The 24,993-nt window shown below is 60.1% G+C and carries 24 protein-coding genes and 2 pseudogenes; 15 read left to right on the forward strand and 11 right to left on the reverse strand.

Annotated features, from left to right (window positions below; genetic code table 11):
- Window positions 1-88: 88 nt before the first annotated feature.
- Window positions 89-849: pseudogene (locus AB7245_RS33905) on the reverse strand (SDR family NAD(P)-dependent oxidoreductase).
- 125 nt (window positions 850-974) lie between these two features.
- On the opposite strand from AB7245_RS33905, the gene AB7245_RS33910 reads away from it, so the two are divergent.
- From AB7245_RS33910 to AB7245_RS33920, 3 genes are all read left to right on the forward strand, one after another.
- Window positions 975-2,153: a zinc-dependent alcohol dehydrogenase gene (locus AB7245_RS33910; protein ID WP_439035447.1), complete on the forward strand. Its 1,179-nt coding sequence runs from the start codon at window positions 975-977 to the stop codon at window positions 2,151-2,153.
- Window positions 2,154-2,182: 29 nt separating this feature from the next.
- On the forward strand, window positions 2,183-3,454 hold the full coding sequence (locus AB7245_RS33915; RefSeq protein WP_439034297.1) for a hypothetical protein: 1,272 nt from the start codon (window positions 2,183-2,185) through the stop codon (window positions 3,452-3,454).
- A 117-nt stretch (window positions 3,455-3,571) separates the two neighbouring features.
- The gene (locus tag AB7245_RS33920; protein ID WP_439034296.1) at window positions 3,572-3,727 is read left to right on the forward strand and encodes a hypothetical protein; all 156 of its coding nucleotides are present in this window, start codon (window positions 3,572-3,574) and stop codon (window positions 3,725-3,727) included.
- Window positions 3,728-3,729: 2 nt separating this feature from the next.
- Here the strand turns inward: AB7245_RS33920 and AB7245_RS33925 are convergent, their stop codons facing one another.
- Complete coding sequence (locus AB7245_RS33925; protein WP_439034295.1) at window positions 3,730-4,032, reverse strand: DUF2252 family protein; 303 nt, start codon at window positions 4,030-4,032, stop codon at window positions 3,730-3,732.
- A gap of 208 nt (window positions 4,033-4,240) precedes the next feature.
- Between AB7245_RS33925 and AB7245_RS33930 the strand changes: the two genes are divergently transcribed.
- The 3 genes from AB7245_RS33930 (at window position 4,241) to AB7245_RS33940 (ending at window position 6,103) form a co-directional block, all read left to right on the forward strand.
- Window positions 4,241-4,729: a YciE/YciF ferroxidase family protein gene (locus AB7245_RS33930; protein ID WP_439034294.1), complete on the forward strand. Its 489-nt coding sequence runs from the start codon at window positions 4,241-4,243 to the stop codon at window positions 4,727-4,729.
- 92 nt (window positions 4,730-4,821) lie between these two features.
- Window positions 4,822-5,004, forward strand: a complete 183-nt coding sequence (locus tag AB7245_RS33935) for a hypothetical protein (protein WP_354134858.1) — start codon at window positions 4,822-4,824, stop codon at window positions 5,002-5,004.
- Between the two features lie 235 nt (window positions 5,005-5,239).
- Entirely contained in the window at window positions 5,240-6,103 is an 864-nt protein-coding gene (locus AB7245_RS33940; protein WP_439035448.1) for a transglutaminase family protein, read from the forward strand.
- 417 nt (window positions 6,104-6,520) lie between these two features.
- Here the strand turns inward: AB7245_RS33940 and AB7245_RS33945 are convergent, their stop codons facing one another.
- The 3 genes from AB7245_RS33945 to AB7245_RS33955 form a co-directional block, all read right to left on the reverse strand.
- Window positions 6,521-6,679: a hypothetical protein gene (locus AB7245_RS33945; protein WP_439035449.1), complete on the reverse strand. Its 159-nt coding sequence runs from the start codon at window positions 6,677-6,679 to the stop codon at window positions 6,521-6,523.
- A gap of 198 nt (window positions 6,680-6,877) precedes the next feature.
- Window positions 6,878-7,462 carry a phosphatase PAP2 family protein gene (locus AB7245_RS33950; RefSeq protein WP_041959903.1) on the reverse strand — a complete coding sequence of 195 codons (585 nt, stop codon included), beginning with the start codon at window positions 7,460-7,462 and terminating at the stop codon, window positions 6,878-6,880.
- A 758-nt stretch (window positions 7,463-8,220) separates the two neighbouring features.
- On the reverse strand, window positions 8,221-8,382 hold the full coding sequence (locus AB7245_RS33955) for a DUF2934 domain-containing protein (RefSeq protein ID WP_439035450.1): 162 nt from the start codon (window positions 8,380-8,382) through the stop codon (window positions 8,221-8,223).
- A gap of 444 nt (window positions 8,383-8,826) precedes the next feature.
- On the opposite strand from AB7245_RS33955, the gene AB7245_RS33960 reads away from it, so the two are divergent.
- From AB7245_RS33960 to AB7245_RS33970, 3 genes are all read left to right on the forward strand, one after another.
- The gene (locus AB7245_RS33960) at window positions 8,827-9,054 is read left to right on the forward strand and encodes a hypothetical protein (protein ID WP_041959901.1); all 228 of its coding nucleotides are present in this window, start codon (window positions 8,827-8,829) and stop codon (window positions 9,052-9,054) included.
- A gap of 369 nt (window positions 9,055-9,423) precedes the next feature.
- Window positions 9,424-10,215 carry an alpha/beta fold hydrolase gene (locus tag AB7245_RS33965; protein WP_354112616.1) on the forward strand — a complete coding sequence of 264 codons (792 nt, stop codon included), beginning with the start codon at window positions 9,424-9,426 and terminating at the stop codon, window positions 10,213-10,215.
- A gap of 29 nt (window positions 10,216-10,244) precedes the next feature.
- On the forward strand, window positions 10,245-11,336 hold the full coding sequence (locus AB7245_RS33970) for a sensor histidine kinase (protein ID WP_439035773.1): 1,092 nt from the start codon (window positions 10,245-10,247) through the stop codon (window positions 11,334-11,336).
- Between the two features lie 14 nt (window positions 11,337-11,350).
- On the opposite strand, the gene AB7245_RS33975 is transcribed toward AB7245_RS33970, so the two are convergent.
- Together AB7245_RS33975 and AB7245_RS33980 are read right to left on the reverse strand one after the other, a co-directional pair.
- Window positions 11,351-12,526, reverse strand: coding sequence for an extracellular catalytic domain type 1 short-chain-length polyhydroxyalkanoate depolymerase (locus AB7245_RS33975; RefSeq protein ID WP_354112615.1), 1,176 nt, complete (start codon window positions 12,524-12,526; stop codon window positions 11,351-11,353).
- A gap of 5 nt (window positions 12,527-12,531) precedes the next feature.
- On the reverse strand, window positions 12,532-12,951 hold the full coding sequence (locus tag AB7245_RS33980; protein ID WP_135217238.1) for a CopG family transcriptional regulator: 420 nt from the start codon (window positions 12,949-12,951) through the stop codon (window positions 12,532-12,534).
- A gap of 290 nt (window positions 12,952-13,241) precedes the next feature.
- Here AB7245_RS33980 and AB7245_RS33985 point away from each other — a divergent pair, with 290 nt between their 5' ends.
- The 6 genes and pseudogenes from AB7245_RS33985 to AB7245_RS34010 all read left to right on the forward strand — a co-directional run bounded on the left by AB7245_RS33985 (window position 13,242) and on the right by AB7245_RS34010 (window position 21,202).
- On the forward strand, window positions 13,242-13,502 hold the full coding sequence (locus tag AB7245_RS33985; protein ID WP_354112614.1) for a hypothetical protein: 261 nt from the start codon (window positions 13,242-13,244) through the stop codon (window positions 13,500-13,502).
- A 411-nt stretch (window positions 13,503-13,913) separates the two neighbouring features.
- Window positions 13,914-14,087: pseudogene (locus AB7245_RS33990) on the forward strand (HEAT repeat domain-containing protein); the annotation flags it as partial.
- 60 nt (window positions 14,088-14,147) lie between these two features.
- Window positions 14,148-14,429 carry a hypothetical protein gene (locus tag AB7245_RS33995; protein WP_354112656.1) on the forward strand — a complete coding sequence of 94 codons (282 nt, stop codon included), beginning with the start codon at window positions 14,148-14,150 and terminating at the stop codon, window positions 14,427-14,429.
- Window positions 14,430-14,547: 118 nt separating this feature from the next.
- Entirely contained in the window at window positions 14,548-14,871 is a 324-nt protein-coding gene (locus AB7245_RS34000; RefSeq protein WP_354112613.1) for a hypothetical protein, read from the forward strand.
- An 822-nt stretch (window positions 14,872-15,693) separates the two neighbouring features.
- The gene (locus AB7245_RS34005) at window positions 15,694-19,080 is read left to right on the forward strand and encodes an AAA family ATPase (protein WP_439035451.1); all 3,387 of its coding nucleotides are present in this window, start codon (window positions 15,694-15,696) and stop codon (window positions 19,078-19,080) included.
- A gap of 331 nt (window positions 19,081-19,411) precedes the next feature.
- Complete coding sequence (locus tag AB7245_RS34010) at window positions 19,412-21,202, forward strand: adenylate/guanylate cyclase domain-containing protein (RefSeq protein ID WP_354112610.1); 1,791 nt, start codon at window positions 19,412-19,414, stop codon at window positions 21,200-21,202.
- A gap of 177 nt (window positions 21,203-21,379) precedes the next feature.
- Here AB7245_RS34010 and AB7245_RS34015 read toward each other — a convergent pair whose 3' ends face one another.
- The 4 genes from AB7245_RS34015 to AB7245_RS34030 all read right to left on the reverse strand — a co-directional run bounded on the left by AB7245_RS34015 (window position 21,380) and on the right by AB7245_RS34030 (window position 24,858).
- Window positions 21,380-22,348: an ABC transporter substrate-binding protein gene (locus tag AB7245_RS34015; protein WP_354112609.1), complete on the reverse strand. Its 969-nt coding sequence runs from the start codon at window positions 22,346-22,348 to the stop codon at window positions 21,380-21,382.
- Between the two features lie 397 nt (window positions 22,349-22,745).
- Window positions 22,746-23,114: a DUF427 domain-containing protein gene (locus AB7245_RS34020; protein WP_354112608.1), complete on the reverse strand. Its 369-nt coding sequence runs from the start codon at window positions 23,112-23,114 to the stop codon at window positions 22,746-22,748.
- Between the two features lie 73 nt (window positions 23,115-23,187).
- The gene (locus AB7245_RS34025) at window positions 23,188-24,099 is read right to left on the reverse strand and encodes an alpha/beta fold hydrolase (protein ID WP_439035452.1); all 912 of its coding nucleotides are present in this window, start codon (window positions 24,097-24,099) and stop codon (window positions 23,188-23,190) included.
- Between the two features lie 15 nt (window positions 24,100-24,114).
- Window positions 24,115-24,858, reverse strand: a complete 744-nt coding sequence (locus AB7245_RS34030; RefSeq protein WP_354112606.1) for an SDR family NAD(P)-dependent oxidoreductase — start codon at window positions 24,856-24,858, stop codon at window positions 24,115-24,117.
- Window positions 24,859-24,993: the final 135 nt, after the last annotated feature.

The following is a 24,993-nucleotide window of genomic DNA, read 5'->3' on the forward strand; positions in this document are numbered from 1 at the left end:
GCCGCCGAAAGCGATAGTTGAGCTGACAGCCAAGACGGCGCCAACCAGCATTGATTTCGTAAGCATGACATTTCCTCCTGTTTGCCGGCTAATGCTTGGCGGAGCCGGGTTCCGCCATTTTACGATGCTGTTTTGCGAGCATCTCCGCGGGCGTCACATTTGCCACTGCAGACTGGACAACATCGCCCTCGCCTTTCACCATGGCGACGAAGCCCTGGCGCGCGACCGTGGCAGGATCGTCTTTGTCCTCTGAGCCCACCTTGGTGTCGAGCATGTCGGCGCGCTTGAAAAACTCGGTCTCGGTCGCGCCCTGCATGAGGCAGGTCACGCTGATTTCGGAATCGCGAAGCTCCTTGCGAAGCGCAAACGACAGTGAATTCAGATAGGCCTTCGACGCGTTGTACACCGCCTGAAAGCTGCCGGGCGTAAAGCCGGCAATCGAGCCCGCGATCAAAATGCGCCCCTGATTGCGCCTGCGCATGTCGTTTCCGAGCTGATGCAGCAGACAAGTCGTCCCAGTTACATTCGTGTCGATGACATCACGAATGCGGGCGAGGCCCTGATCGAGAAACGGATGCCCAAGTCCGCGCCCGGCGCCGTGAGCACGTCGATCGGACGGCCCCTGATGGCCGCGTGGAGCTTGTCGATGTCTTCCTGCTTGGCGAGGTCGAGGTGGCGCGCCTCGACGACCTCCGCGCCAGGCTCACGTCGCAGGTCGGCGGCCGCCTTTTCGATCTCCACTTCGTCTGCGGCAACTAGAAGGTCAAACCCTTCGCGCGCGCATATGCGCGCAAACTCGTAACCGATCCCTGTAGATGCGCCGGGCACGATTGCAAATTGCCTGACCATCTCGGCTCTCCGTTTGTCTCCCAGGTCGCCTCCTTAATCGCGCTAGGCAGCCGCCGTTCCTAACGCGATAGGAACTTCGAGACGCAATTAAGCTTAGCCGTCATCATTCGCTTGGGGTTCCCTACATGAAAGCTCTCACTTGGCACGGCAAAGGCGACATCCGGTGCGAGACCGTGCCGGATCCCAAGATCGAGCATGGACGTGACGCCATCATCAAGGTGACTGCCTGCGCGATCTGCGGTTCGGACCTGCATCTGCTCGACGGCGTCATGCCGAGCATGGAAAAAGGCGACGTGGTGGGCCACGAGACGATGGGCGAGGTCGTCGACGTCGGCAAAGACAATACCAAGCTCAACGTCGGCGACCGCCTCGTGGTGCCCTTCACGATCTCCTGCGGTGAATGCTTCTTCTGCAAGAACGGCTTCTACTCCGGATGCGAGCGGTCCAACCCCAACGCCAAGATGGCCGAGAAGATGTGGGGGCATTCTCCGGCCGGTTTGTTCGGTTATTCGCATATGCTCGGTGGTTTTGCCGGCGGTCAGGCGGAGTACCTGCGCGTGCCCTACGCCGATGTCGGTCCTTACAAGGTCCCGGAAGGTCTCACCGATGAACAGGTGCTGTTCCTGTCGGACATCTTTCCGACCGGCTACATGGCCGCCGAGTTCTGCAACATAAAGGGCGGCGAAACAGTGGCTGTCTGGGGATGCGGTCCTGTCGGGCAGTTCGCTATCAAGAGCGCCTTTTTGTTGGGGGCGGAGCGCGTGCTGGCGATCGATACCGTTCCTGAACGGTTGGCACTCGCCAGACAATCGGGTGCAATCACACTGGATTTCCAGAACGACGACATCTACGATCGCATCCAGGAGTTGACCGGCGGGCGCGGCGCGGATGCCTGCATCGACGCCGTCGGCACCGAGCCTGAAACCACTGCCAGCATTGGCTCTGTGATCGACCGGATCAAGGTCGCGACCTTCATGGGAACGGACAGGCCGCACGTTCTTCGACAGGCGATCGAGTGCTGCCGAAATTTCGGCACGGTTTCGATCGTCGGCGTCTATGGCGGGTATCTGGACAAGATTCCTATGGGCAGCGCCATCAATCGCGGCCTCACCTTCCGGATGGCCCAGACCCCCGTCCAGCATTACATGCCGAAGCTTATGGAGCGCATCCAGAAAGGCGAAATCGATCCATCCTTCGTCATCACCCATCGGGCAACACTCGAGGAGGGGCCGGAACTCTACAAGACCTTCCGGGACAAGAAGGACGGTTGCATCAAAGTTGTGATGAAGCCTTTCGGAGCCTGACGACTGTCGGCTATCCGAGCAGGATTAGGATGGAGAGCACAGACGCGTATTTCGATCGCAAGCTGGAAGAACTGAAGCTTCTGAACAGCTGCCTGGCTGCACCGCTATCACTGGATCGTCCTGATTCGGTCGCCGAAGTCATTCGTCGTAAATTTCAGCTGACCGCAGCTCTCAGAGCCGCGCATGAGACGCAGGAGTGGAACGCCACCGAGACCGCATGGGCGGGCAGCGCGCGTCCATCCAGCGGGCCCTTTAAGTTTCAATACGACTATCAACGCGCTGACCTGGCCGTAGAAGGACCGTCATTCTATGCGCTCGATGAGCGGCACGCTCGACAAACGATCTACACGGCTTCGGGAATGGGGGCGATTGCTTCGCTACTCCTCGCACTCTCCAAGTCGATGAAAGGTGGCGAGGTCGTTGCGCTGCCAGGCTCTTACGGGGAAACATTAGAACTGATCGACGGCTATGCGCAGCAACTGCACCTGGTAATCGGGTCGATCCAGAGTTTCTCGACGGACAGTACCTCTCGCAGAGTCCTGTTGCTGGATTCATGCATCGCGTCTCGCGATTTCGGCGACGTCGTCAATTGCGGAAAGCTGCATTTCGACCTCATCATCTTCGACACAACATGTTTCACCGGAAGTTCGGGACGTATTGAGCAGGTAATCAGGTGGTCGAGGCGCCGGGGCGTTCCGCTGATCCTGGTCCGGAGTCACAATAAGTTGGATTCGTTGGGTGCGGAGTACGGGCGGCTAGGTTCCATTACGTTGATCCGCAGCGATTTCGCGACACAGCGGATTCCTTCCTCATGCCTCGAAGAGCTTATGGCGGAAACGCGCAACGCCATAAGGCTCCTAGGCAACGCAGCCTTACCCGCGCACTTTCCGCCATTCGTAGGCACATCCGCTTACCGTCGCCTGACGAGGAGGCGTATGGCCTCGATCCTTCGTAACGGTCGTTTCTCCTCCCGGCATTTCGCCTTGAGGCTGCGAGGCGTGCCGTCGCAGTTGCAGCCCGTTCACGGACTATACGTCACGTTGGGATCTCGCGAACCTCTCGACGAAGCGGCAGCCCGGCAGGCGGCCGCAGCCATGAGCGAGGAGCTAAGCGAAGTCGGCTTTCCAATCCGTCACGCTGGGAGTTTCGGCTTTGATTTTGCCGCGACCGAATGGTTTCACGACCTGACGACCGACCGTTACGGCGTCCGCATCGCCGTGCCTGATCTCCCCTCGAGCCTCTGGATCGATCTGACGCGAGCGATCGGCGACTGGTGGCTTGCTTCAGTTTCCCGATCCTGAGCGTCAGAGCTCAGTCAAGGTCAGGCTCGTTATACTGGCCTTTCAATCCTGGAATCGCCTCCACGGGAAGGCCACGGGGACATAATACAGCATGACCTTGAATGCCCATCACGACCCATGACTGACGAACAGCGCGGCGAGATCACGAAGCTCTGCCGTGAGGCCGATATCCTGGACAAGTCGGGCGAGCTTCTCACACGTCAGGGCGCACATGATCGCATCGACGATTTGCGTGAGAAGGCGCGCAACCTCAAGAATTCGTCGTCCGCCTGATCCTAGTTCTCTCCGAATTGCCCCGCCGTTTGCCGAGCATGGGCGAGAGGTGTGTAGCGCCTTCGACAACCGGCTCCGAATTGTCTTCGGCATCTTCTCGTCACATACCGGGGGGCCGCCAGCTTGACAGCATCTTTCACGTCCATCAATGCCAAGTCCCTCTTTCTGCCGTTACCGAAGCTGCAGAGACCCGCGAGACGCAGCTTTCCGAGCGAACTGCAGCCTTTCATCCAGTACTCCGCGTCAATGAATTCAACATCGGCGTCGTCATCGCGTGATCGCAGTGATACGGCCAGGTGGTGCAACGCGGCTTTCGGGAAAAGCCTTTGACATCGCTGGTCTCTTCCGGCGCAAGTGGCCAGAATTTTGAACCCAATGGTATCGTTGGCTTTTCATTCTTGCGACGTAGAGCGGCTCGCTGCAGCCAGACTCGGCCGGGCTGCTTTTGGCTAGGAACAATCGCCTCAACCTCATGTTGCCGTGCATCAATCCTTTTACTTATGGAGCGTTCCGATGGCCGACAAAGATCTAAATGCGCTTTTCCTCGATACCCTCAAGGATATCTACTACGCCGAAAAACAGATCTATAAGGCTTTGGCGAAGATGGCGAAGGCCGCCAATTCCGATCAACTTCGGGCGGCATTTGAAAAACATCACGATGAGACCGAAGGTCAAATCGGTCGCCTCGAACAGATCTTCGAGCTTCTCGAAAAGCCGGCGCGCGGAAAGAAGTGTGACGCGATCGAAGGCATTCTCGATGAGGGCACCGAGATCATGGACGAGTACAAGGGTGAGCCGGCACTTGATGCCGGGCTCTTGGCTGCCGCTCAGGCGGTCGAGCACTATGAGATATCCAGGTACGGGACGCTTAAGAGCTGGGCCACGAAGCTTGGTATGAAGGATGCGGTCAAGTTGTTGGATCAGACGTTGGCCGAAGAGAAGAAGACCGACGATGCGCTGACAAAGCTTGCTGAGACGGCAGTCAACGCGGAAGCAGCCTGAACCACCCTGTAAGGATCGGGAAGCGCCGCCCTCCGGACGGCCCTTCCCGGCTCTCAATGCAGCGTTGCGTTTCGATTTAGAAAGACAATCACATGAGTGAAAAGGTCAATCCGGCGCCGACTGACAAACACGCCGCCGATCCCAAGCAGGAAATGCGCAGTGATAAGAAGCAAGACGATGAACTTGAGAGAGGCTTGAAAGACAGCTTTCCGGCTTCTGACCCGGTGAGTAGCACGCAGCCTACAAAGGCCGCGCCTAACGCCGAGTTGGTCTAGTTGGCCGTATGAGGCGTGGCCACGCGGGTCCACGGAGGATCTCTCGCTCTTCATGCTCTGGGCGCTGACCCTCGGTCTCGGGTTTTGGATCGTCTACGGTGTTATTCGATTGGATGATCGTCGGCGCGAACGTGATTAGCGCCACGCTCGCGGCCATCGTTTTCTGCTGCAAGATACGGGATCTCAGGTCGCGAGGCCGCTGTAGAATCCATGGGCCTGACAAACGGAGGCCGAGATGACGGCGATACGAATCCGCCATACGACCACCTATCGTTTTAGAGAGGCAGTACATCTCTCTCCACACCGCCTAATGCTACGCCCTCGCGAAAGCCGCGAATTGCGGCTGATGTCACACATCTTGACGATCACGCCGGACGCTGTGACCAAGTGGGCCCAGGATGTGTTTGGCAACACTGTCGCCCTGATCAACTTTGCAGACACAGCCCCGACGCTCGTTATTGGCAGCGAAGCCGATATTCTTCTCGATGCAGTCGATTGGCCGGTGTTCGATATCGCTGCCTCGGCCATTTCATACCCGTTCCGCTACTCCGACGAAGAATGGACCGACCTCGGCGCATTAACTATTGCCCAATACCCTGATCCGGGCGGGCGACTGCAAAACTGGACGAGAGGGTTTATACGTAGCAACCCAACCGATACGCTTTCACTGCTCAAAGACCTGAACGCCGGAGTCGCCCAGCGCGTTCGGTACCAGAGCCGTGAAATCGAGGGCACGCAATCTCCCGAGGAGTCACTCGACCGCGGGCGGGGATCGTGCCGCGACTTTGCAGTCTTGTTCGCCGAATCCGCACGAAAGCTCGGCTTCGGCGCGCGGCTCGTCTCCGGCTACCTCCACGACCCGAGCCATCAGCTCCTAGGTTCGGGCGATGCTGGCTCGACCCATGCTTGGGCCGAGGTGTTCCTACCAGGTGCGGGCTGGGTCACCTTCGACCCGACGAACCGCAGCGTCGGTGGTCGAAATCTGATCCCCGTCGCAGTTGCCCGCGATATCAGCCAGTGCATACCAGTATCAGGAAGCTTCTTTGGCCCAAGCGATAGCTTCCTGAGCATGGGCGTGACTGTCTCGGTCACCGCCTAACGCATCTCCGGATTATTCCACCGATCGATACGTCGAGTGCACGGCAAGGGTCGTCCCCGAGTCCAGTATCGGCAGAGTAAATGGCAGCGCCTTACTCTTCGGCTTTGAGATCGCAAATCCTGCAGGCGGTACGTCGTGGCCGTCCACTAGCCTTTCGGCCCGCTCCTTGGCCTCTTCAAGGGGAGATCGACAAGCTGCTAACTAGGCCATCCGGGACTAGGATGTAGGCGCGACATCCTCCGGCATTTCAGATCGATCTCCGCGGGTCGAGAGCCCTTCGGCGCGCGCGGCCGATCCTCGACCTTCGTGCATTCGTCGTAAGTCCCGGTGGATAGGCGCCGACGACAAGGAAGTCCTGTTCGGCGAACAGGCATTGATGGTCGGTACCGGCGTGCAGGATCGCGACGTCGCCAGCCTTCAGCGTGAATATCCGGCCCTTGTTGCCGCCGAAGCGTACCCGGCCCTGCCGCGGGCGATGCCAAGCACCTCATGAATTCGGGAGTGATAATGCACGTAGCTGTAGATACCGTCGCGCCAAGTGTCGCCCCAGCTGTTGGCCTCGAAGAGATCCTCCATCACGGCCGCCGGGTCGTGCCCGTCGCCAGAATCGATGGCGCCACGGTAGATGATGAACGGCCATCGCAAGTGATTGGGTACGAGCCGTCATCCTTGAAGCGGACCGTGTGAGGCTTTCGGGCACAAGCGAGTTCCGGAGCTTCCTTCCTGCCTGGACGGCGCAGGCCGGTCGCGCGCTGCATGTATTCCTTGACGTTCTCAAAAATGGACACGGTCGCTCTTCTCCGATGTCCAAAGCGGATAGCCGGTCCACAAGCGCAGCAGCCGCTCTATGATGGCACCCAGCGCGAAGCCCGCGACCACGTCGCTAGCCCAGTGCGCCAGCACTACTATCCGCGTCAGGGAAAGGGCGATCGCTAAGGCTCGAATCATTCTCCGCGGGAGAGGCGTTAAAGTGCCGGCGGCGGATGCCAGCGCGCCCATATGGAGGGCGTGTCCCGAGGGAAACGCGTCATCGCGCTTTCCGGAAAATGAGACCCCGTGCATGTGACCCAGCACAGTCTTGCGGTCCGGGCGGGTCTGATCGAATACCGACTTCATACCATGAGGCATCAGCGAGACCACGACCGTAACGAGCAGCGCATGATTGCCCGCCCGCTGCAGCTGCTCCGACCTACCACGCGTCGCAAACCAGCCGACGGTCGCGAGCGCCAGAAGGATTTTCTCGTCGGCGCCCCAAGTCAGCCCGCGCGAGACCATCTCGGTACGATGATTGGTGTTGCGCGACACGGTCCGCGCGATCACCACGTCGGGCTTCGTGGGTTTGACCCTGACTGCTGCCATCACCTCGTCACTCTGCGATCTGCCATCGTTAACTCCGGTGCAGGTTCCAAGTTCATTGTGTGTCATCGCGAGGTGTTTCACCGCGCGGCAAGGTGACTTGTGCGGCACCGATACGCAGGACGTGCAGTTGTTTGGCGCCCGCTTATCGGGTGACGCTCCGGATAGAGTGAGCGTGCCGGATCATGTCCATCAGCCTGATGGTTTCTTCTTAAAGAGCGCTCTCAGCTGCTCCCACTTGGCCTCGATCCACCTCAAAGCCATGAGAAGAGGCTTCTGTAGAATAGGGATGTCCTGTGCGATAAGAAGAAGGCCTAGAGGCAGCATCCAGAGGCCGAAGATAGGCAGAAAGCTGAAGACGCCTCCTAGGATGAGCAACCCGGCGACAACGACACGGACCCAAAACGAGGATGGTTCTCGTAGCCACAGAATGAAGGCCGACACCTTCGTAGGCACCCGTCGCCGGAGCAATTCAAAGTATCTATCCAATTCCGCTTTGACGGAAGCCATTAACTCGATCTTCTCTCTATCAGGGTGCCGCAACCCTCCGAACAAGCGCTTGAACCGCGACTAAATCAAAAGATCTGTACGGAAAGCGTTCCAAACCCTTTGGCTTCCCGATGGGGATGACGCGATCCGTCTGCGGCCAGTCCGTTGCCGGTTCTGCCTTGTGTCTTCGAAAGACCGCCCGCCAAATTACCTAAGCGTCACGCAGGACAGATGATAGCCGGGAAGCGCGGGTATGACGGGTAGCTCCTCGCCTAAAGCGTATCCGGTGTGCGTCGAGGTGAGCCTTGATCCTCTTTGAGCAATTCCTGTTCGGCCAAGCGCCAAAAGTCTTCTTCTCGGCCCTCCGGCTTGCCTGCCTGCTCCCACAACTCGTAGGCGCGGGCCGCAACGGCTTCCTCGATTCGCCTATTCATGGGCCTTCTCCAGCCCAACTAGGGGCAATCGGAGGGGTTACTAATCCGGTCATCCCCCATAAAGCTGCCTGTGAACCAAAGAAGCCTCTTGTTCAGGCCGTCGCGCTGTTTTGCCGACTCTGTGTTGCGCTCCAACTGCGTACGCACTGTAACAGCGACAAATCGGACGTCGACAAATTGAATCCCGGTTCCGTCGTGTGAGTTGCTTATGCGTCAGTCTCGACGGCTTACGTCGATCGCCCCGAACGGTGACGAGACCGTCTATTTGGTCGCAGACGACTTCGGCCGCTGTTCTTCGGAAGAACGCCCTCATTCGGCGTCGGCCGCCGTCGTGGCGCAGAGCCACCATAGGTGCGGCTGCCTAAATTGCCGGTGCGGGCACCACGAATCGGAGAGCACGGAGACGCAAGGAACTCGCCAAGCTTATTAGGGTCGTTTCCTCGCATGAGTGAGCCCCTGCCCGTTATCATGGAAAACTCGATCCAGATCGCCTGGGATTACCTGGAGCGGACGGGCAACCTCGGTGATCCCGAGGTTGCGAGCAAGGTGCTGCTGGAGTCGGTGGAAGCAATGGTTAGGCGTGGTGAACACCGTGTCTTGATGCTCTCGAACACAGCCATCAGCGATTACAAGAGATTGTGTGCCGACTGTTCGTTGGAGTTAGTCACCTGATAGATCCCGACTGCCAGATCTGCTTTGGGCTGGGCTGGGTGTGCGAGAACCACCCTTTCCAAGCTTGGAATGAGAAGGGCTGTCAATGCGGCGCCGGAATGCCGTGCGAATGTCAGCAGGCCGAGGGGCTCGAACAACCAGACTTTTCAAAGGTCATACCTCGGCCGCCAGGATGACAGCCGGTAGGGCCACAACTCGGTTTGTAGATGCACTCAACGACGGCAAGGAGACCTGGCCAGCGTCAGTCGGATCGAACTGGTCCGTCGAACAGCGATAAATGACAGGGTTCCGCGCTAAGGACTCGCAAGCTCGACCTGATCCCGGGTAAGGTGCAGATGCGGCATCGCGCCGTAATTTCTGAGGTATTCGATGTCAGGCGTAATCGAGCGGAACAACGTGAATGTTCGAGGAGCCGGGGACCGGGCTATCGTGTTCGGTCACGGGTTCGGCTGCGACCAAAACATGTGGCGGTTCGTGGCTCCGGCGTTCGAGAACGACTTCGAGACGGTAACGTTCGATCAGGTCGGCGCAGGCGGGTCGGATCTCGCCGCCTACGATAAGACTAAATACTCCAGCCTATCGGGGTATGCCGACGACCTTGTCGAAATCGGGCGCGAACTCGAACTGGAGGATGCAATCTTCGTCGGCCACTCCGTCAGCAGCATGATCGGCGTACTTGCCGCTCAGAAGGCTCCCGGCATGTTCGGCAAGCTGGTCCTAGTCGGCCCCTCTGCCCGGTACATCGACGATGACGAATACGTCGGCGGCTTCAGTGCCTCGCAGATCGAGGAATTGCTGCAGTTCCTCGAGTCCAACCACATGGGCTGGTCGACCCAGATGGCGCCCGCGATCATGGGCAATCCCGACCGGCCCGAACTCGGCGAAGAACTGACGAACAGCTTCTGCCGAACCGATCCGGAGATCGCCAAGGCGTTCGCCCGAGTCACTTTCACCTCCGACAACCGCAAGGACCTGGACGGCGTCGCCGTTCCAACGCTGATCCTCCAGTGCAAGGAGGACATCATCGCGTCCCTTGAGGTCGGCGAGTTCGTCCACCGCAACATCCCGGGCAGCCGGATGATCGTCCTCGACGCGACCGGACACTGTCCGAATCTCAGCGCCCCTAAAGAGGTGGTCGACGCCATGAGAACGTTCGTCTAGTGAGCGTCGCCGGTCTCGACTTCGACGACATGATCGAAAATGCGCCGTGCGGCTACATCACGCTGCGCGCCGACACGCGCATCGAGCACGTGAACCGGACGTTCCTCGCATGGACCGGTCACGACGCGGACGCGATGCTCGGGAAGCGCTTCAGTGATTTCCTCACCTTTCCCGGGCGTATCTATTTCGAAACCCATATCGCGCCCCTACTCCGGATGCAGGGTTTCTTCAACGAGTTCGCGATCGACATGCTTACGGCCGCGGGCGATCCGCTGCAGATCATCGCGAACGCCAATGAGCGCCGCGATCCGAACGGGAACGCGCTGGGCATCCGCATCGCGCTGATTAAGGCGACCGACCGGCGCCGGTACGAAACGGAGCTTCTGTCGGCCAAGGATCTGGCCGTGACGGCGGAAAAGGCCACGCAGGAGGTGCTGCGGCTGGAAAATGAGACGTCGCGGTTTCGCGAACAATTCATCGCCGTTCTCGGTCACGATCTGCGCAATCCGCTCGCCTCGATTAGCGCCGGCGCCCGTATCCTCGATCGGACGGTACAGAGCGAGCAGGAGCACCGGGTCACCGCGATGCTGCAGTCGACCGTCATCCGGATGAGCGCGATGATCGACAACGTGCTGGACTTCGCGCGTGGCAGGCTGGGCGGTGGCATCACCCTGCGGCGCGACACCCGAAAGCCACTTCAACCTGAACTCGAGCAGGTCGTAGACGAACTGCGTATGGGATCGCCCGGGAGGGAAATCCTTGCGGACTTCGCGATCGACCGGCCGGTTGATTGCGACCGGACGCGTGTTGGTCAGCTACTCTCCAACCTTCTAGGCAACGCCTTGACGCATGGCACCTCTGACCAGCCGATCGTCGTTCACGCCGAAACGCACGGCGGTTCTTTCGAGCTCTGGGTCGCCAACGCCGGCCAGCCTATACCGGAAGCGGCGATGGAGAAGCTGTTCGAGCCGTTCTTTCGTTCCGAGGCCCGCGCAAGCAGGCAAGGACTCGGATTGGGGCTATATATCGCTTCTCAGATCGCGAAGGCGCACGACGGCTCTTTGACCGTCTCGTCGTCGCCGAAGGAGACGCGCTTCACATTCACGATGCCGTCGGAGTAGCTCCGCTTCAAGATTCATCCGGCGTGCGGACGCTCCAGAAAGAATCGCAGCATTTCCTTCGTGGCATCCGGCCCCTCTGCGTCCGTATAGGATCCGGCGGGGCTCCCTCCGGACCAAGCGTGGCCGGCGCCGTGGATGTTCCAGTGCTCCAAAATCTCCCGCTGGCCGTCGACGTGGGTCGTTCGGGTATATCCATGCCCTCCCGGAATTTGCCCGCGATGCACTTTCTTCTGCGTCTTGGTCGCTCCGATAGTCTGTTCGACGACCTGGGCGCCATTGCCTGGATGCACGGTGGTGTCGCGATCGCCGTGAAAAACAATGGTCGGGATCATCGGGCCGGTCGCCGCAGGACGAGCGCCTTTGCCCCCTTGCCGCATGGCGGTGAACGCCGAGGGCATATCGGTAGCGGCTCCGCAAGGGAGGCCGGAATGGATCCCGACCGCAGCATATAGATCGCTATAGGTGGCTCCCATGATTGCTGCAGCGGCGCCTCCAGCCGAGAGGCCGGCGACGAAGACGCGCTTTGGATCGATTAAGTAGTCACGCATGACTTGGCGAGTGATGCCGGCGATCAGCGAGGGCTCGCCTTCGTCGCGGCGCTGGTCAGTCGCGCGAAACCAGTTCCAGCACTTGGACGGATTAGCGCCGCCATGCTGTGCCGGATAGACCACCAGGCAGTTCTGTTCTTCTGCGATGAAGTTCATTCTGGTGCCGGCTGCGAAATCGTCCGGCGACTGAGTGCAGCCATGCAGCATGACGACCAGCGGGTGCGGTTGACCTCGTTGGTAGCCGCTGGGGATGAACAGCTTGTAGCTCCGGCTTCCGGCCTCGTTGCTGTAGTTGCCATCGATAAACTTCGTTCCTTCCGGCGCGATGTCGGTGATCGAAGCAGGCGCGTGCTTGGCACCCCGCAGACCCAGCCAGGTGCCGTCCTTGGCCCGATCGAACAGCGGCCGGTGCAAACGTGCCGTGGTAGCCGGAGCTTTGAGGTCGGCCCAGCCGAGGCGGCTAGACTTGAGGTCAATGGTGGGCGGAACGCCGTCTGGAAGGCCGACGAGCTGCGGGACGAGCGATGCCGCAGCGGGCGCATGCTCGCCTTTGAACATGCGCTGCAGCAGCGCCGTGGCTTCGGTCAGTTGCCCCGCTCGCGTCAACCGCGTGGCTTCGCGCAGCGTGTCGTGATTCAACATCGTGTTCACCTTGTTCTGTCGGCGAGAGCGGCCTTGACCGCGGGGGTGGCATGGAGGGCTCCGAGCACGGAAACCGAGCCGATAGTTGAGCGGGCGAGTTCGGCCGTGACGTCCTGCGCGATGCTGGCAAGGCCAAGCACATTGATGTGCAGCATCTCGCCGGCTCGCTGCGCCGCTTCGAGATCCGCGCGCGTGTAATTCCGGAGGCCGAGATCCAAGCCTTTACGGGCGGTAGATTGCTTGACCACGTCGGCGTGACGCTCGAGCTGATTGCGGATCGCCGTCCGGATGAAATCCGTGCGGTTCGAATAGAACCCGTCCTTCACCATCAGATCGACGTGGCCCAGATCGACGAAGCCGAGATTGATGGTGATCTTTTCGGTTTCCGGAGGCTTGGGCCTCAATTCTTGAATATTCCAGGGCATCGCCATCCATTCGCCATCTGTATGGATGGTATATGGATGGAGCGCCGCCCCTTACAAGAGGGGTACGTGATGGAACTTTTGGAGAAATTATGTCCGAAGTGATCTCCCGATCCGCAAAGAACATGGCGCGACGAAGCTGACCGCCAAGGAAGGCTGATTGCCTGCGCTTATGCACAGTCGGGTGGAACAGGTGGACGGTCGTCCGCCCTGCCAATTCTGAATCCCTGTCCCGCGCTAACCGGCCGGAACGACCGAGGGGCGGAGGAATTCGTCCGGGCAGGAGCGACGAGATGCTGACGACGAAACAGAGACACCCGGCGATCCGAACGCTACGAGGCTGGGCGCTCGCCGTATTGCAAGAGGCCGGCGCAATCCGCGAATGCGAGGCGCACGGCTGGGCGCAGGATCGTGCCGATCCTCATGCCCGAGAACGCGTCTTTGACATCGCCCGCCTGGATCCGCCGCCTGGTGTCTCACTGGAGGAGGCCGTCACGGAGATCGGCGACGTGCTCGGATCAATTGGCGACACTTGCCCGGAATGCACGCCCTAACACTGAGCGCGCAAGTGGGCGCACGCGCCGGGTTCGCCGCGCCGAGATCGCCAGATTATAGAAGCCCAGCGAGATCCGGTAGGTCTTCAGCTTTGTGAGCATGGAGCCTGCAACGCGGTCGTCACGTTAGATCTCAACGCCGACGTGCGAACCATAGGGCGAGACCAGAAGAATGGACACCGTCAGGGCTGGCTGCGATGTCGCAAACGGGTCAAAGGCGGACATCAACCGGGGTCGTCGCGCAGGTCCGCTAAGGGCCATCAGCGGAAATGGCTATATGGCGAGAAACGCGGTGGCGTTCTAAAATGGGCAACGCGCAACAACCCAACGGGTCGCTGACATGTTGGCAGAACTCACAAGATCATCGAAGAGCTTGCATTCCCATACAGGGCGCCAGACGCCTATCGGGCGTTGCTCAATATTGGGACGCAAGCGGTTCCTGCAGTGCGCGCTGGGCTGCGGCATGACAATGCTGATGTTCGCTTGCATTGCTGCAGGTTTCTCGACCGATATCTATCGCCCGACACTCTCGCCGATCTGATGGGTATGCTGAACGATGCCGATGAGCGCGTCAGGTGCTCTGCTTTGCACACGCTAGCATGCGACCGGTGTAAGGAAGGGGCCTGCAAGCCCGAGGAAGGTGAAGTGCTTCCCAAGGCAATGAGATTGCTTGCGCGCGACCCCGATGCGCACGTCCGCGCAATGGCGATAGAAGTGGTCGGACAATTCGTTCACACCAATGCTCTTGCCGCTGCGGCAATCTCCGCTGCCCAGCAAGATGATGAAAATTCAACCGTTCGCAAGAAAGCCGGATGGTATGTGCCGGGAGGTCCGATCTACAGGCGGACCAAGCCGAGGCTTGGTACAACAGGTGCTGACAGTCTCGCTAAGTCGGCAACGGGTCAAAATGCGAAGAACTCAGAGTGAGCAAAGTCAGTCCGCTCTACCCCACCAAGCGGACCTCAATGAAAGATGTCGCCACTTCGCTGATGGGCCACTAGCCGAAGTGGGCCGTTGGATTTTCATCGCGGCATTGGCGATACCGTTGTCCGCCGAGATTGCAGGTTCAACGGTCTCTGCGACGTGCTCGGCCGATCAGGGCCTCGACGGTTGGCAACATGCGCGTGACGACTGCTTCGTTTCCAGCCGCGTTGGGGTGCAGACCGTCCAGCGCCTTGAGCTGAGCATTGTCAACAAACGCATCATCAAAAGCCGGGTAAAACAGCACATTGTGCTCGCTGGCAAGACCAGAGAACATAGCGGCAAAAGCGTTCTTGTATTCGTCTCCAAATATGGATTGGGTCCGCAAACCGCAAAGGAACACGGCTATCCGCCGGGCTTCGAGTTTGCCAAAAATCTCCGCGAGTGACGGACGCTCCCGTGCGGTAGCGGGATGGCGAGCAGGCTGCCAGCTGAGACTGGTCTACTCGCTCTTAAATTCCGCGATCTTTCGATCTTCAAACCATAGTTCTACGTCGTAGCCGTCTGCCAAGCATCTGGCGCGCTTCTTGGCTTCGGTTTCGTCCTTGCATATTAGAACCATGCGAAGCTCGATATGCCCGTCGAGGCCCATGATATTTGCGCGATACTCTTGCATCTGCTCCCTACGCGGTCGGTCGACCTGAGACGGCCTTATAGCTCAGGGGGCTGCAGACCCGACGACGTCAGCCATTCGTCTATGTTGGACTCGGTTTCGAGCTGGCGCAGTCTGCGTTCTAGAAGATCACGCTGCGGTTCTGGCTGCGTATTTTCCAGCTCCGCTATGATGCGTGCTCGTTCCGCATTCAAGTTGTCGCTAATGTGGGATTGTGGGTGTCGTCTCATGGCACTCTCCTTTCCCTGCGTGAATTGGGAGGGAGCGCAACCGGCGTTCTCATCACTGATCAAAGCACGGTGCGGTGCGGTGCGGTGATCGACCCAGTGTGCACCCGCAACCGGAGCGACGCCAGACAAAAGTCAACCCAGCGACGTCTCTTGAGGGTCAAAAGCCGCCGATGGCGGCCGCTCTGCGCGAAGTCCGCACGTCGCCGGCCAGCCGAAGTGTCAGTGGGCGATGGTGACGGTCCGCTAAGGGCCAAAAGCTGCCTTCCTCCGGAGTCGGCTCGTGACGTTTCACCGCGCCCCCCGTGAGCCATTTTGAGGTACGCTAGAGCACCTGCGCCTCTGAGAACAGCGGAGCCGGGAGGAGCCCATGGACGTCGCGGCCTGGCTGCGTGATCTGGGGCTGGGACAGTACGAGCAGTCGTTCCGCGAGAACGATGTCGACGCCGAGGTCCTCGCCGATCTCACGGCGGAGGATTTGATCGGGCTCGGAGTCACCTCGATCGGCCATCGCCGCAAGCTGCTCGCGGCGATCGCCGCTCTGCGCACCGGCTCAGTTCCGGTGACCACCCCTCGCATGACAGCACCAGCCGCGGTCCCCGGGACAGCCCTGCCGTTCTCGGAGGCGGAGCGGCGCCAGGTCACGGTGATGTTTGCCGACCTGGTCGGTTCGACTGCAATGGTGTCGCGGGTCGATCCGGAGGAGATGCGCAAGGTCATTCGCGCCTATCAGAACACGGTCTCGGGCGAGATTTCGCGTTACGTTGGGCATGTAGCCAAGTTCATGGGTGACGGGGTCCTGGCCTATTTTGGTTGGCCTAAGGCGCACGAGGACGATGCGGAGCGGGCCGCCAGGGCAGGCCTCGCCGTCACTCAGTCCGTAGCTGGGCTCACATCTCCGGACGGCCAACCGTTGGCCGCGCGCGTCGGCATCGCGACCGGTCTCGTCGTTGTCGGGGATCTGGTCGGCTCGGGGGAGGCTCAGGAGCGCGACGTGATCGGAGAGACCCCGAATCTGGCCGCTCGATTGCAGGCGCTTGCCCGACCCGGACAGGTCGTGATTGCCGAAAGCACGTGGCGACTGCTCGGCAGGCTGTTCGAGGTTGAGGACCTGGGCCAGCGAGCCCTGGATGGTTTCGACGAGCCGCTGCGCATCTTTCTCCTAGGCCCAAGCGTAGCGGAGGATCGCTTCGAGGCCTTGCACGGGACAGGCTTGGTGCCGCTCGTCGGTCGTGAGCAGGAGTTGGCGCTATTGCTCGACCGGTGGGCACGGGTCCGTGACGGCGAGGGGCAGGTCGTTCTGTTGTCTGGCGAGCCCGGTATCGGCAAGTCGCGCCTTGTCCGCGCGCTGCGCGAGCGCCTGGCCAGAGAGACCTACACGCCGTTGAGTCACTTCTGTTCGCCATTCCACCAAACGAGTCCGCTCCATCCCGTGATCGATCTGCTCGAAAGAGGCGCTGGCTTTGCAAGGGATGACGGGCCACTGCAGAAGCTCGATAAGCTGGAAGCGCTCATCGCTGTAGCGACCCGAGACGTCGCTGGGGCCGCGCCGCTGCTCGCAGCGCTGTTGTCGGTCCCGACCGCCCCCCGCTACCCGCCCCTCGAGTTGAGCCCCGAGCAGCAGAAGCGGCGCACCTTCGATGCGCTCGTGGATCAACTGACCGGACTGGCCGCGCACCGACCGGTGTTGGCAGTGTATGAGGACGTGCATTGGGCTGATCCATCCACGCTAGAATGGTTGGAGTCGGCGATCGAGCGCGTGCAGACCCTGCCCATTCTCGTGCTCATTACCTGCCGTCCCGAGTTTTCCCCGCGCTGGACTGGCCACGCGCATCTCACGCTACTGACCCTCAGCCGCCTCGGGCGCCGGCAGGGCGCATCCATGGTCGAGCAGCTCACGGGCGGCAAGGCACTGCCTGCAGAAGTGCTCGCGCAGGTCTTGGCCCGAACCGATGGCGTGCCGCTGTTCGTTGAGGAACTGACCAAGGCGATCTTGGAGTCCGGGATGCTGGCGGAAGAAAGCGACCGCTACATTCTCGGCGGCCCCCTGCCGCCGCTCGCAATCCCAGCCACGCTGCACGACAGCCTCATGGCTCGCCTCGACCGGTTCGCTCCCGTCAAGCAAGTGGCACAAATCGCCTCCTGCATCGGTCGGGAGTTCTCCTATGACTTGGTCTCCATGACCGCCCCTCTGAGTGAGGCCATACTGCAAGATGCACTCAAGGGACTGTGTGCTTCGGAACTTGTGTTCTGCCGAGGCACACCGCCGAACGCGACCTACCGCTTCAAGCACGCGCTCGTGCACGAGGTGGCCTATCGGAGCCTGCTCCGGAGCCGTCGCCAGCAGCTTCATGCGAGGATTGCCACCGTTCTGGAAGAGCATTTTCCGGAATCTGCTGAGACGGAGCCCGAGCTGCTCGGCCATCACTATGCGGAGGCGGGCCTGAAAGAGCAGGCCGTCGCTTACCTCCAGAGGGCCGGCGTCCGAGCCCTGGAGCGCTCGGCCTACCTTGAGGCGATCAGTCATTTGGCCCGCGGATTGGAGCTGCTCGAGGCTTCTTCAGACACCACCGAACGCGCGCAACGCGAGCTGGAATTGCAATTGGCGCTCGGGTCCGCGCTGATGGCGACTAAGGGCTATGCCGCGCCGGAGGTGGAGCAGGCCTACGTTCGGGCAAGGGCGTTGTGTAGCCACATCGATCTCACACCCCGGCTTTTCCCAGTGCTGCATGGCCTGTACAGGATTTATCACGTCCGCGGCGATCTGATCGCGGCGCGGGGGGTCGGGGAGCATCTCACCGAGCTGGGGCAGAGTCTGGGCGATCAGACCCTCCTCGTGGAGGCCAACCGGGCCCTTGGGGTACCCTTGCTCTGGCTTGGAGAGGTGGCTCTCGCCCGCGCCAAACTGGAAGAAGGGACAGCACTATACGATGCGAAGCTGCTGCGATCGCATGCCAATACCTACGGCATTGACCCTGGCGTGGTGTGTCTCTCCTATGCAGCTCTCGCTTGGTGGTTTCTGGGCTTTGCCGACCAGGCCCTCGACAGGAGCCAGAGGGCGCTCGCTTTGGCTGAGGAACTCTCACATCCTCACAGCCGCGCCTTAGCTCTGGTGTGGGCCGCGTGGCTCCGCCAGTTCCGCCGCGAAGTGCCCGGCACAGAAGAAATGGCGCAGGCAGCCATCCGGCTCTGTAGCGAGCACGGCTATCCCCTCTGGAGGGCGATGGGAACCATTTTGCACGGTTGGGCGCTAAGCGAGAGCGGACAGAAGCCGGAAGAATGTATCGCGCAAATGCGGCAGGGGATGGCCGATCTCCGGGCGACGGGCGCTGGACTCTGGCAGCCATGTTTCCTCGCCCTGATTGCCGAAGCATGTGACAAAGCGAACCGCCTCGATGAGGGGCTCACGGTTCTCGACCAGGCACTCGGCATCGTCCAGGAACGGGCGGAACGCTTCTACGAGGCCGAGCTGCATCGCCTTAGGGGCGCGTTGCTGCTCCGGTGCAATCCTGTAAACGTTTCGGCCTGTGAGACTTGCTTTCGAACGGCGATCGCGATCGCGCGCAATCAGCAAGCCAGGTCCCTCGAGCTCCGCGCCGCGACCTCGCTCGCCCGGCTGTGGGCCGAGCGCGGCGAGCGACGCAATGCGCAGGATCTCCTCACAGGAATCTGCGGCTGGTTCACCGAAGGCTTTGATACCCTCGACCTCCGGGAGGCCCAAACACTGCTGCGTGAAATGGGCGGCCCGAACTCGTAAATTGCCCGGAAGCAGCATCAGCCAATTGACACCACGATGATATCAACGCGCCGAAGCGTTGAAGGTCCGAATTGGTCACAAGCGGTCTTACCGACGCTGTTCACACCTAGTGCGCTCGCGGCCGGAAACCCGACGTTCACGCGCTTAAGACGAGAGTCAACTAAGGACCTTCAGCGACATATGGGCACGTCCTCGAAACCTTCGCAGCATCGGTCAGCGCGGCTGACATTTCAATGACCAACAAGCAATAGTCAGCCGGGCAGCCGTTCATAGCCGGGTTTGGCTGGCACTATGATCCGGTGTACGGTGTACCATGGGTCGGATGCGGGCCATGGTGCAAGAGCGGCCAGTCCGGGTTGAGCGCAGATTGTCGGCAATATTGGCCGCCGATGTGGTTGGTTATTCGCGGCTAATGCATGACAACGAAGAAATTACTCATACCAAACTTACGACGCTCCTGACGGAAGCTGTCGGTCCTGCGATCGCGGAGCATCGTGGCCGCATCGTGAAGAACACTGGCGATGGGTTCTTGGCAGAATTTCCGAGCGCGGTTGAAGCAGTCCGAGCTGCTGTACGATTCCAAATCCGAGTTGGAGAACTTACAATTGGAGACGCGGAGGACAGTCGCATAGCCTTCCGGGTGGGAGTCAACATTGGAGACGTAATCATCGAGCGTAATGACATGTTCGGCGATGGCGTAAACATCGCGGCGCGGCTTGAGACGATCGCAGAGCCCGGCGGCATCTGCATCTCGCTGTCTGCGTATGATCACGTCCGAGGCAAAGTTGGCGTCGAGTTCGCCGACATGGGTGAGCAGAGCCTTAAAAACATCGCCCGCCCGGTCCGGGCCTTCGCTATCGTCTGGGAAGAGCAAAGCCCCGCGACCCACGGTATGCGCGCAAAGTGGGACACGGCTTCAGCGCCTCACCTTTCCATAGTAGTGCTTCCTTTTACGAACCTCAGCGGTGATCCGGAGCAAGAGTACTTCGTGGATGGGGTGACCGAGACCCTCACTACAGACTTATCGCGCATCGGTGGCGCGTTTGTGATTGCGCGCAACACCGCGTTCACGTTTAAGGGCAAAGCCCTGGACGTAAGGAAGCTGGGACGTGAGCTGAACGTCCGTTATGTGCTCGAAGGTTCTGTGCAGCGAAGCGGCAACCGCCTCCGTGTGAACGTGCAGTTGGTTGACGCCAATACAGGCAATCACCTCTGGGCCGAACGCTTTGACAAGCCTGTTGCCGACCTCCTTGACATGCAGGATGAAATCGTATCGAGACTCGCTAACGAGCTTGATGCCGAACTTGTTGCCGCGGAGGCACGGCGGGCGGAGTGTTCACTGCGTCCAGACGCGATGGACTTGGTGTTCCAAGGCAGCAGCTGGTTCAACAAGGGGCAGACCCCCGATTGCCTGACACGAGCGCGCAGTTTTTTCGAGAGAGCCCTTGTGCTCGATTCCGAAAACATTGAGGCCATGGTCGGCTTGGCGCGGGTCGATACCTCACTAGGGGCTTCCTTTATAGCCGATGACTATTCAGCGCGGCTTGCTGCGGCGGAGACAACCATAATGAGGGTACTATCCCTCGCCCCAAACCACGCTTTGGCTCACTTGACTTTGGGCAACTCGCAAATATTTACGAAACGCGCAGTCCAAGGCATCGCGGAGTGCCAGCAGGCATTGGCGCTGGATCGCAATTTAGCCCGCGCTCATGCTCTCATCGGCCTGGCCAAGTTCTTCCTTGGTCGAGGCGCAGAAACCGAAACTCACATAAACGAGGCGTTCCGCCTTTCTCCTCGCGACACCTATGCCGCTCGTTGGATGGGGTATGTTGGCCTTGCCAAGGCGCAGCTCGGTGTTGATGACGAGGCGGTCATCTGGATGCGTCGGGGCCTCGATGCAAACCGCAACCATTCGTTCGCCCACTTCCCTCTCGGGGCAGTGCTTGCGTGGCTTGGCGAACTAGACCAGGCGCGCGCCACGGTACGAGCGGGACTTGCGCTTGATCCAAGCTTCACCATCTGTCGGTTTCGCGCTCACGTACCGAGCGACAATCCGATTTTTCTTGCTGTCCACGAACGCCTCGTTGAGGGAATGCGGCTGGCGGGGGTACCGGAAGGGTAGCGTTCGTCATGTCGGACGCCAATGGACGTCATTTTCGTCCGAAATGGGTTATTCGCGACGGCTTCACCTTCTACCCGAGAGCTTCCGGTCTAACCCCAAGAGCAGACATCATGAGGCCCATCGATCGGTCTCGAGCGGGCCATTTCCAGATTCATGCGGTGCCGCAAACCCATCATCTCATTCGATCAACTTATCGGCGCGGGCCAGCAGAGACTCGGGCACCGTCACACCCATCGCCTTAGCGGTCTTGAGGTTGATCACCAGCTCGAATTTCGTCGGCTGTTCGACCGGCAGATCGGCAGGCATCGTGCCGCGCAAAAGGCTCGCCGCAAATCGGGCAGTAAGGTCTGCCAAGTGATCGGAGGATGGGCCGTAGCCGATAAAGCCACCTTGCTCGGCCCGCACTCCCCACTGATACATGGTTGGAAGGCGCAGTGCTGCAACTCGTTCCATAATCAGCGGACCATTGCCGTCGAGCATCCCGGAACTAAGAACATTTAGCGCTGTGGCCCCCGATGCCTCTGCGCCATCGATAGTCGCTGCAATCTCCTCAGCTCTGGTGACGCGATAGATTGAAAGCTCGACGTTTTTTGCGCGCGCCGCCTCTTGCAGAGCGCGCGTCTTCGCCTCAGTCAAGCTGGTATCGGCGAGAGCCGCCATGCGGCGAATTCCAGGCACGGCTTCGATCAGGATGTCCTGTCGCATGCCGTCAAGCTCAGGAGCAAAAATGCTGATCCCCGTGATATTCCCATTGGGCCGGGCGAATGATTTTACCAATCCCTCCGCGACCATATCGCCTGTGATCCCAACGATGGGAATGCTCTTGGTCGCCTGCTGCACGGCGTCAACTGCCTCGTTTCCAGCAGCATAGATGACCTCGGGTTGGGCTATGACCAGCTCCGCCGCATGTTGCGAAAGCAGATCGATATGAAGTGCAAAGGCGCGGTAATCAATCGTGAGGTTTTGGCCTTCAATGAAACCAGCGCGCCGTAGGTTGTCAAAAAAACGTACGTTAAACTGAATGTCGCGAGGATGCGGAGACAAGCAACCCAGGCGATAGGTCCGTCCCGTTTTCTGGGCCAGCGCTGCGAGCGGCAACGCCACCACCGCGCCGCCGACAAGCGTGATGAAACCGCGCCGTCTCATTGGAACCCCCAATGGAAAACGCCTCGTCCATGTCGAAGTCTAGCACTTCAAGACGGGACGCCGATGAGAACAATCGGCCCGGTCGCTGCGTCCAAATGTCCGAGATGGGTCACACGCGGAAGAACTCAGGTTGAGTATGTCGAGTCCGCTTCACCCCCAGAGAACAGACGTCTAGCGGACATGCCGTGTCGGCCGCTTGGGGCCAATTGCGGTCATGCCTTTAGCACCCCCTTACCACCATAAATGCCGCGAACCTTGGGTGTTTCTTAGTTCCTGTTCGCACCGGTCGTCGTGACTTTCTCCATCACATCGCTCACGGTGTAGCTCGCCGCCTTCGCTCTGTCGCGATCAAGATCGATCTACGAACCTGTCGCCGAACATCAGCAGACCGCTCCGGTTAACTTATCTCGTCGACCCGGTCCGGGTAAAAGGCGACGTAGTCCTTGATCTGCGCCACCGCTTCAAACGGCGTCTCATAAGTCCACACCGCATTGACCGAACGATCTCCTCCAACCGGAATGCTGTAATAGGAGGCGTCGCCCTTGTAGGGACAGTACGAAGTATGCTCGCTCCGCGCGAGCGCGGTCATATCGACGTCCCGACGGGGGATATACTGAACGGGCGGATAGGACGCCTCGCGCAGCGTTAGCGCAGCGCTTGTGTCTGCGACGGTCTTTCCGCCGATCTTGACCACGATACGCGACGGGTTCACCTCGATCGAAATCGGGTGATCAGCCCCCGGAATCTTCACCACTTTGTCTGCCATGATTTGCATCCTTTTCAGTTGGAAACGGGGTCTTGGGCGGCGTTTCCATGTCCTGGCTCCGTGTCCCAGCCAGCTAACTTCCTTCCGAGACGATGGAGGGGAATGGCAGCCGCTCGGCGGGTTGCAGGTTAGCATCGTCGCCTTGAAGTGACGATCTGAGGAACCGGTCGGCTTGCGACACGAAGATTTCCGGGTACTGGTAGAACGACCCGTGATTTGCATCCGGATAAAGGATCAGCTGCGCATTCGGCAGGTTTTGCTGCAGGATGTAAGAGTTCACCGTAGGTATGATGACATCGTTACTGCCCTGCACGATCAGCGTCGGCTGACGGATATTTTTCAGACGGTCGAAGACGCTCTCGGCCGGCGCGATGTACCTGCCGATGGCCTCGCGCTGCGCGGATGCAGCTTCTCCGCTCACCTCTGGGTCGCGATCGTCGCGGGAAAGCTTGCGTTCCAGAAAGGCGAGGCCTGCGGCCTGGCTCGAAGGGGACGGCGAGAAGTGAACGGCGAGCCAGAGATACTCCGGCGAGTCGTAGGTGGCGGCGAATATCTCTGCTGATCTGCTCGTTGCCATGTCAGCCCCACGCGGCCCGGTTCCGACAAGAATGAGCCGGCGAACTAGATCGGGAGCCTGGATTGCAATTTCCTGGGCGACCATGCCGCCGATGGAAAAGCCGAGCACGTCGACCTTGGTAAGCCCGAGTGCCTTGATGAACGAGATTGCATTTGCACCCATTTCCTGAAAGCTCGTCGGGACCCGGCCTGAACTGCTCGATACGCCCGCATTATTGAAGAGGATCACCTCGCGGTTCCCGGCCAGACCGTCGGTGACGGCCGGGTCCCAATGATCCATCGTCCCGCGGAAATGCTGGTTGAAGACCAGCGGCACGCCACCTGCCCTGCCGAAGCGGCGATAGGCGAAGCGGATGCCGTTGGCCTCGATGAACCGCGTGGGAGCGGTCTGGTGATTGTGCTGGGTCATGGAAAGCCCCGACAGTCAGTGGCTCTTGCCGCCATCGACATGGAGGACATGGCCGGTGATGTATGAGGCGCCTTGCGACGCGATGAAGACGATCGCATTGGCAAGCTCCTCCGAGAGGCCGAGGCGGGCCATCGGCACGGTCGTCACCAGAGCCGCCTTGTTCTCGGGTGTACCGGTGAAGCGGGTCAACATGCCGGTGTCGGTCGGACCGGGAGCCACGGCGTTCACACGGACGCCCGACTTTGCGAGTTCGAGCGCCACCGACTTGGTAATGCCTTCGACGGCGTGCTTGCTGCCGACATAGATCGACGCTCCAGCCGCGCCCTCATGCCCGTAGGTCGAGGAGATGTTGATGATGTTGCCGCTGCCCTGTCCCTTCATGACGCGCGCTTCGTGCTTCATGCTCAGCAGCACGCCGAGAACATTGGTGTCGAACGTCGCGGCGTAGCTTTCCGCGGTCTGGTCCGTAATCGGGCCGGGCTTGCCTTCGGTGCCGGCATTGTTCACCGCGACATCGAGACGCCCGAAGCGCTCAACCGTGCGGTCGACAAGGCGACGGACATCGTCTTCCTTGCGCACGTCGGCTTGGACGAACTCGGCTTCGCCACCAGACGCACGGAGTTCGCGGATCAAAGCCTCCCCGGCATCCGGCTTTCTCCCGGAAACAACGACGCGATGGCCTGCTTTTGCGAACGCGACTGCTGCAGCGCGGCCGATGCCAGTGAGGGCCCCTGTGATCAATACGACTGACGATGACATGACTATCTCCTTGAAAAAGCGATGTTTTGAGCAGAGGCGGCTTCTCCGCTCTGGGTCGCCGGTCGTCTCCATCTCTTCAGTGAGGCGAAAGACATCGCGGCGTTGGGCCGAAGATGAGCGCTCCTGAGCATTTTG

The organism is Bradyrhizobium sp. 604_D8_N2_3, assembly GCF_051810765.1.
GTDB classification, from domain to species: Bacteria; Pseudomonadota; Alphaproteobacteria; order Rhizobiales; family Xanthobacteraceae; genus Bradyrhizobium; species Bradyrhizobium barranii.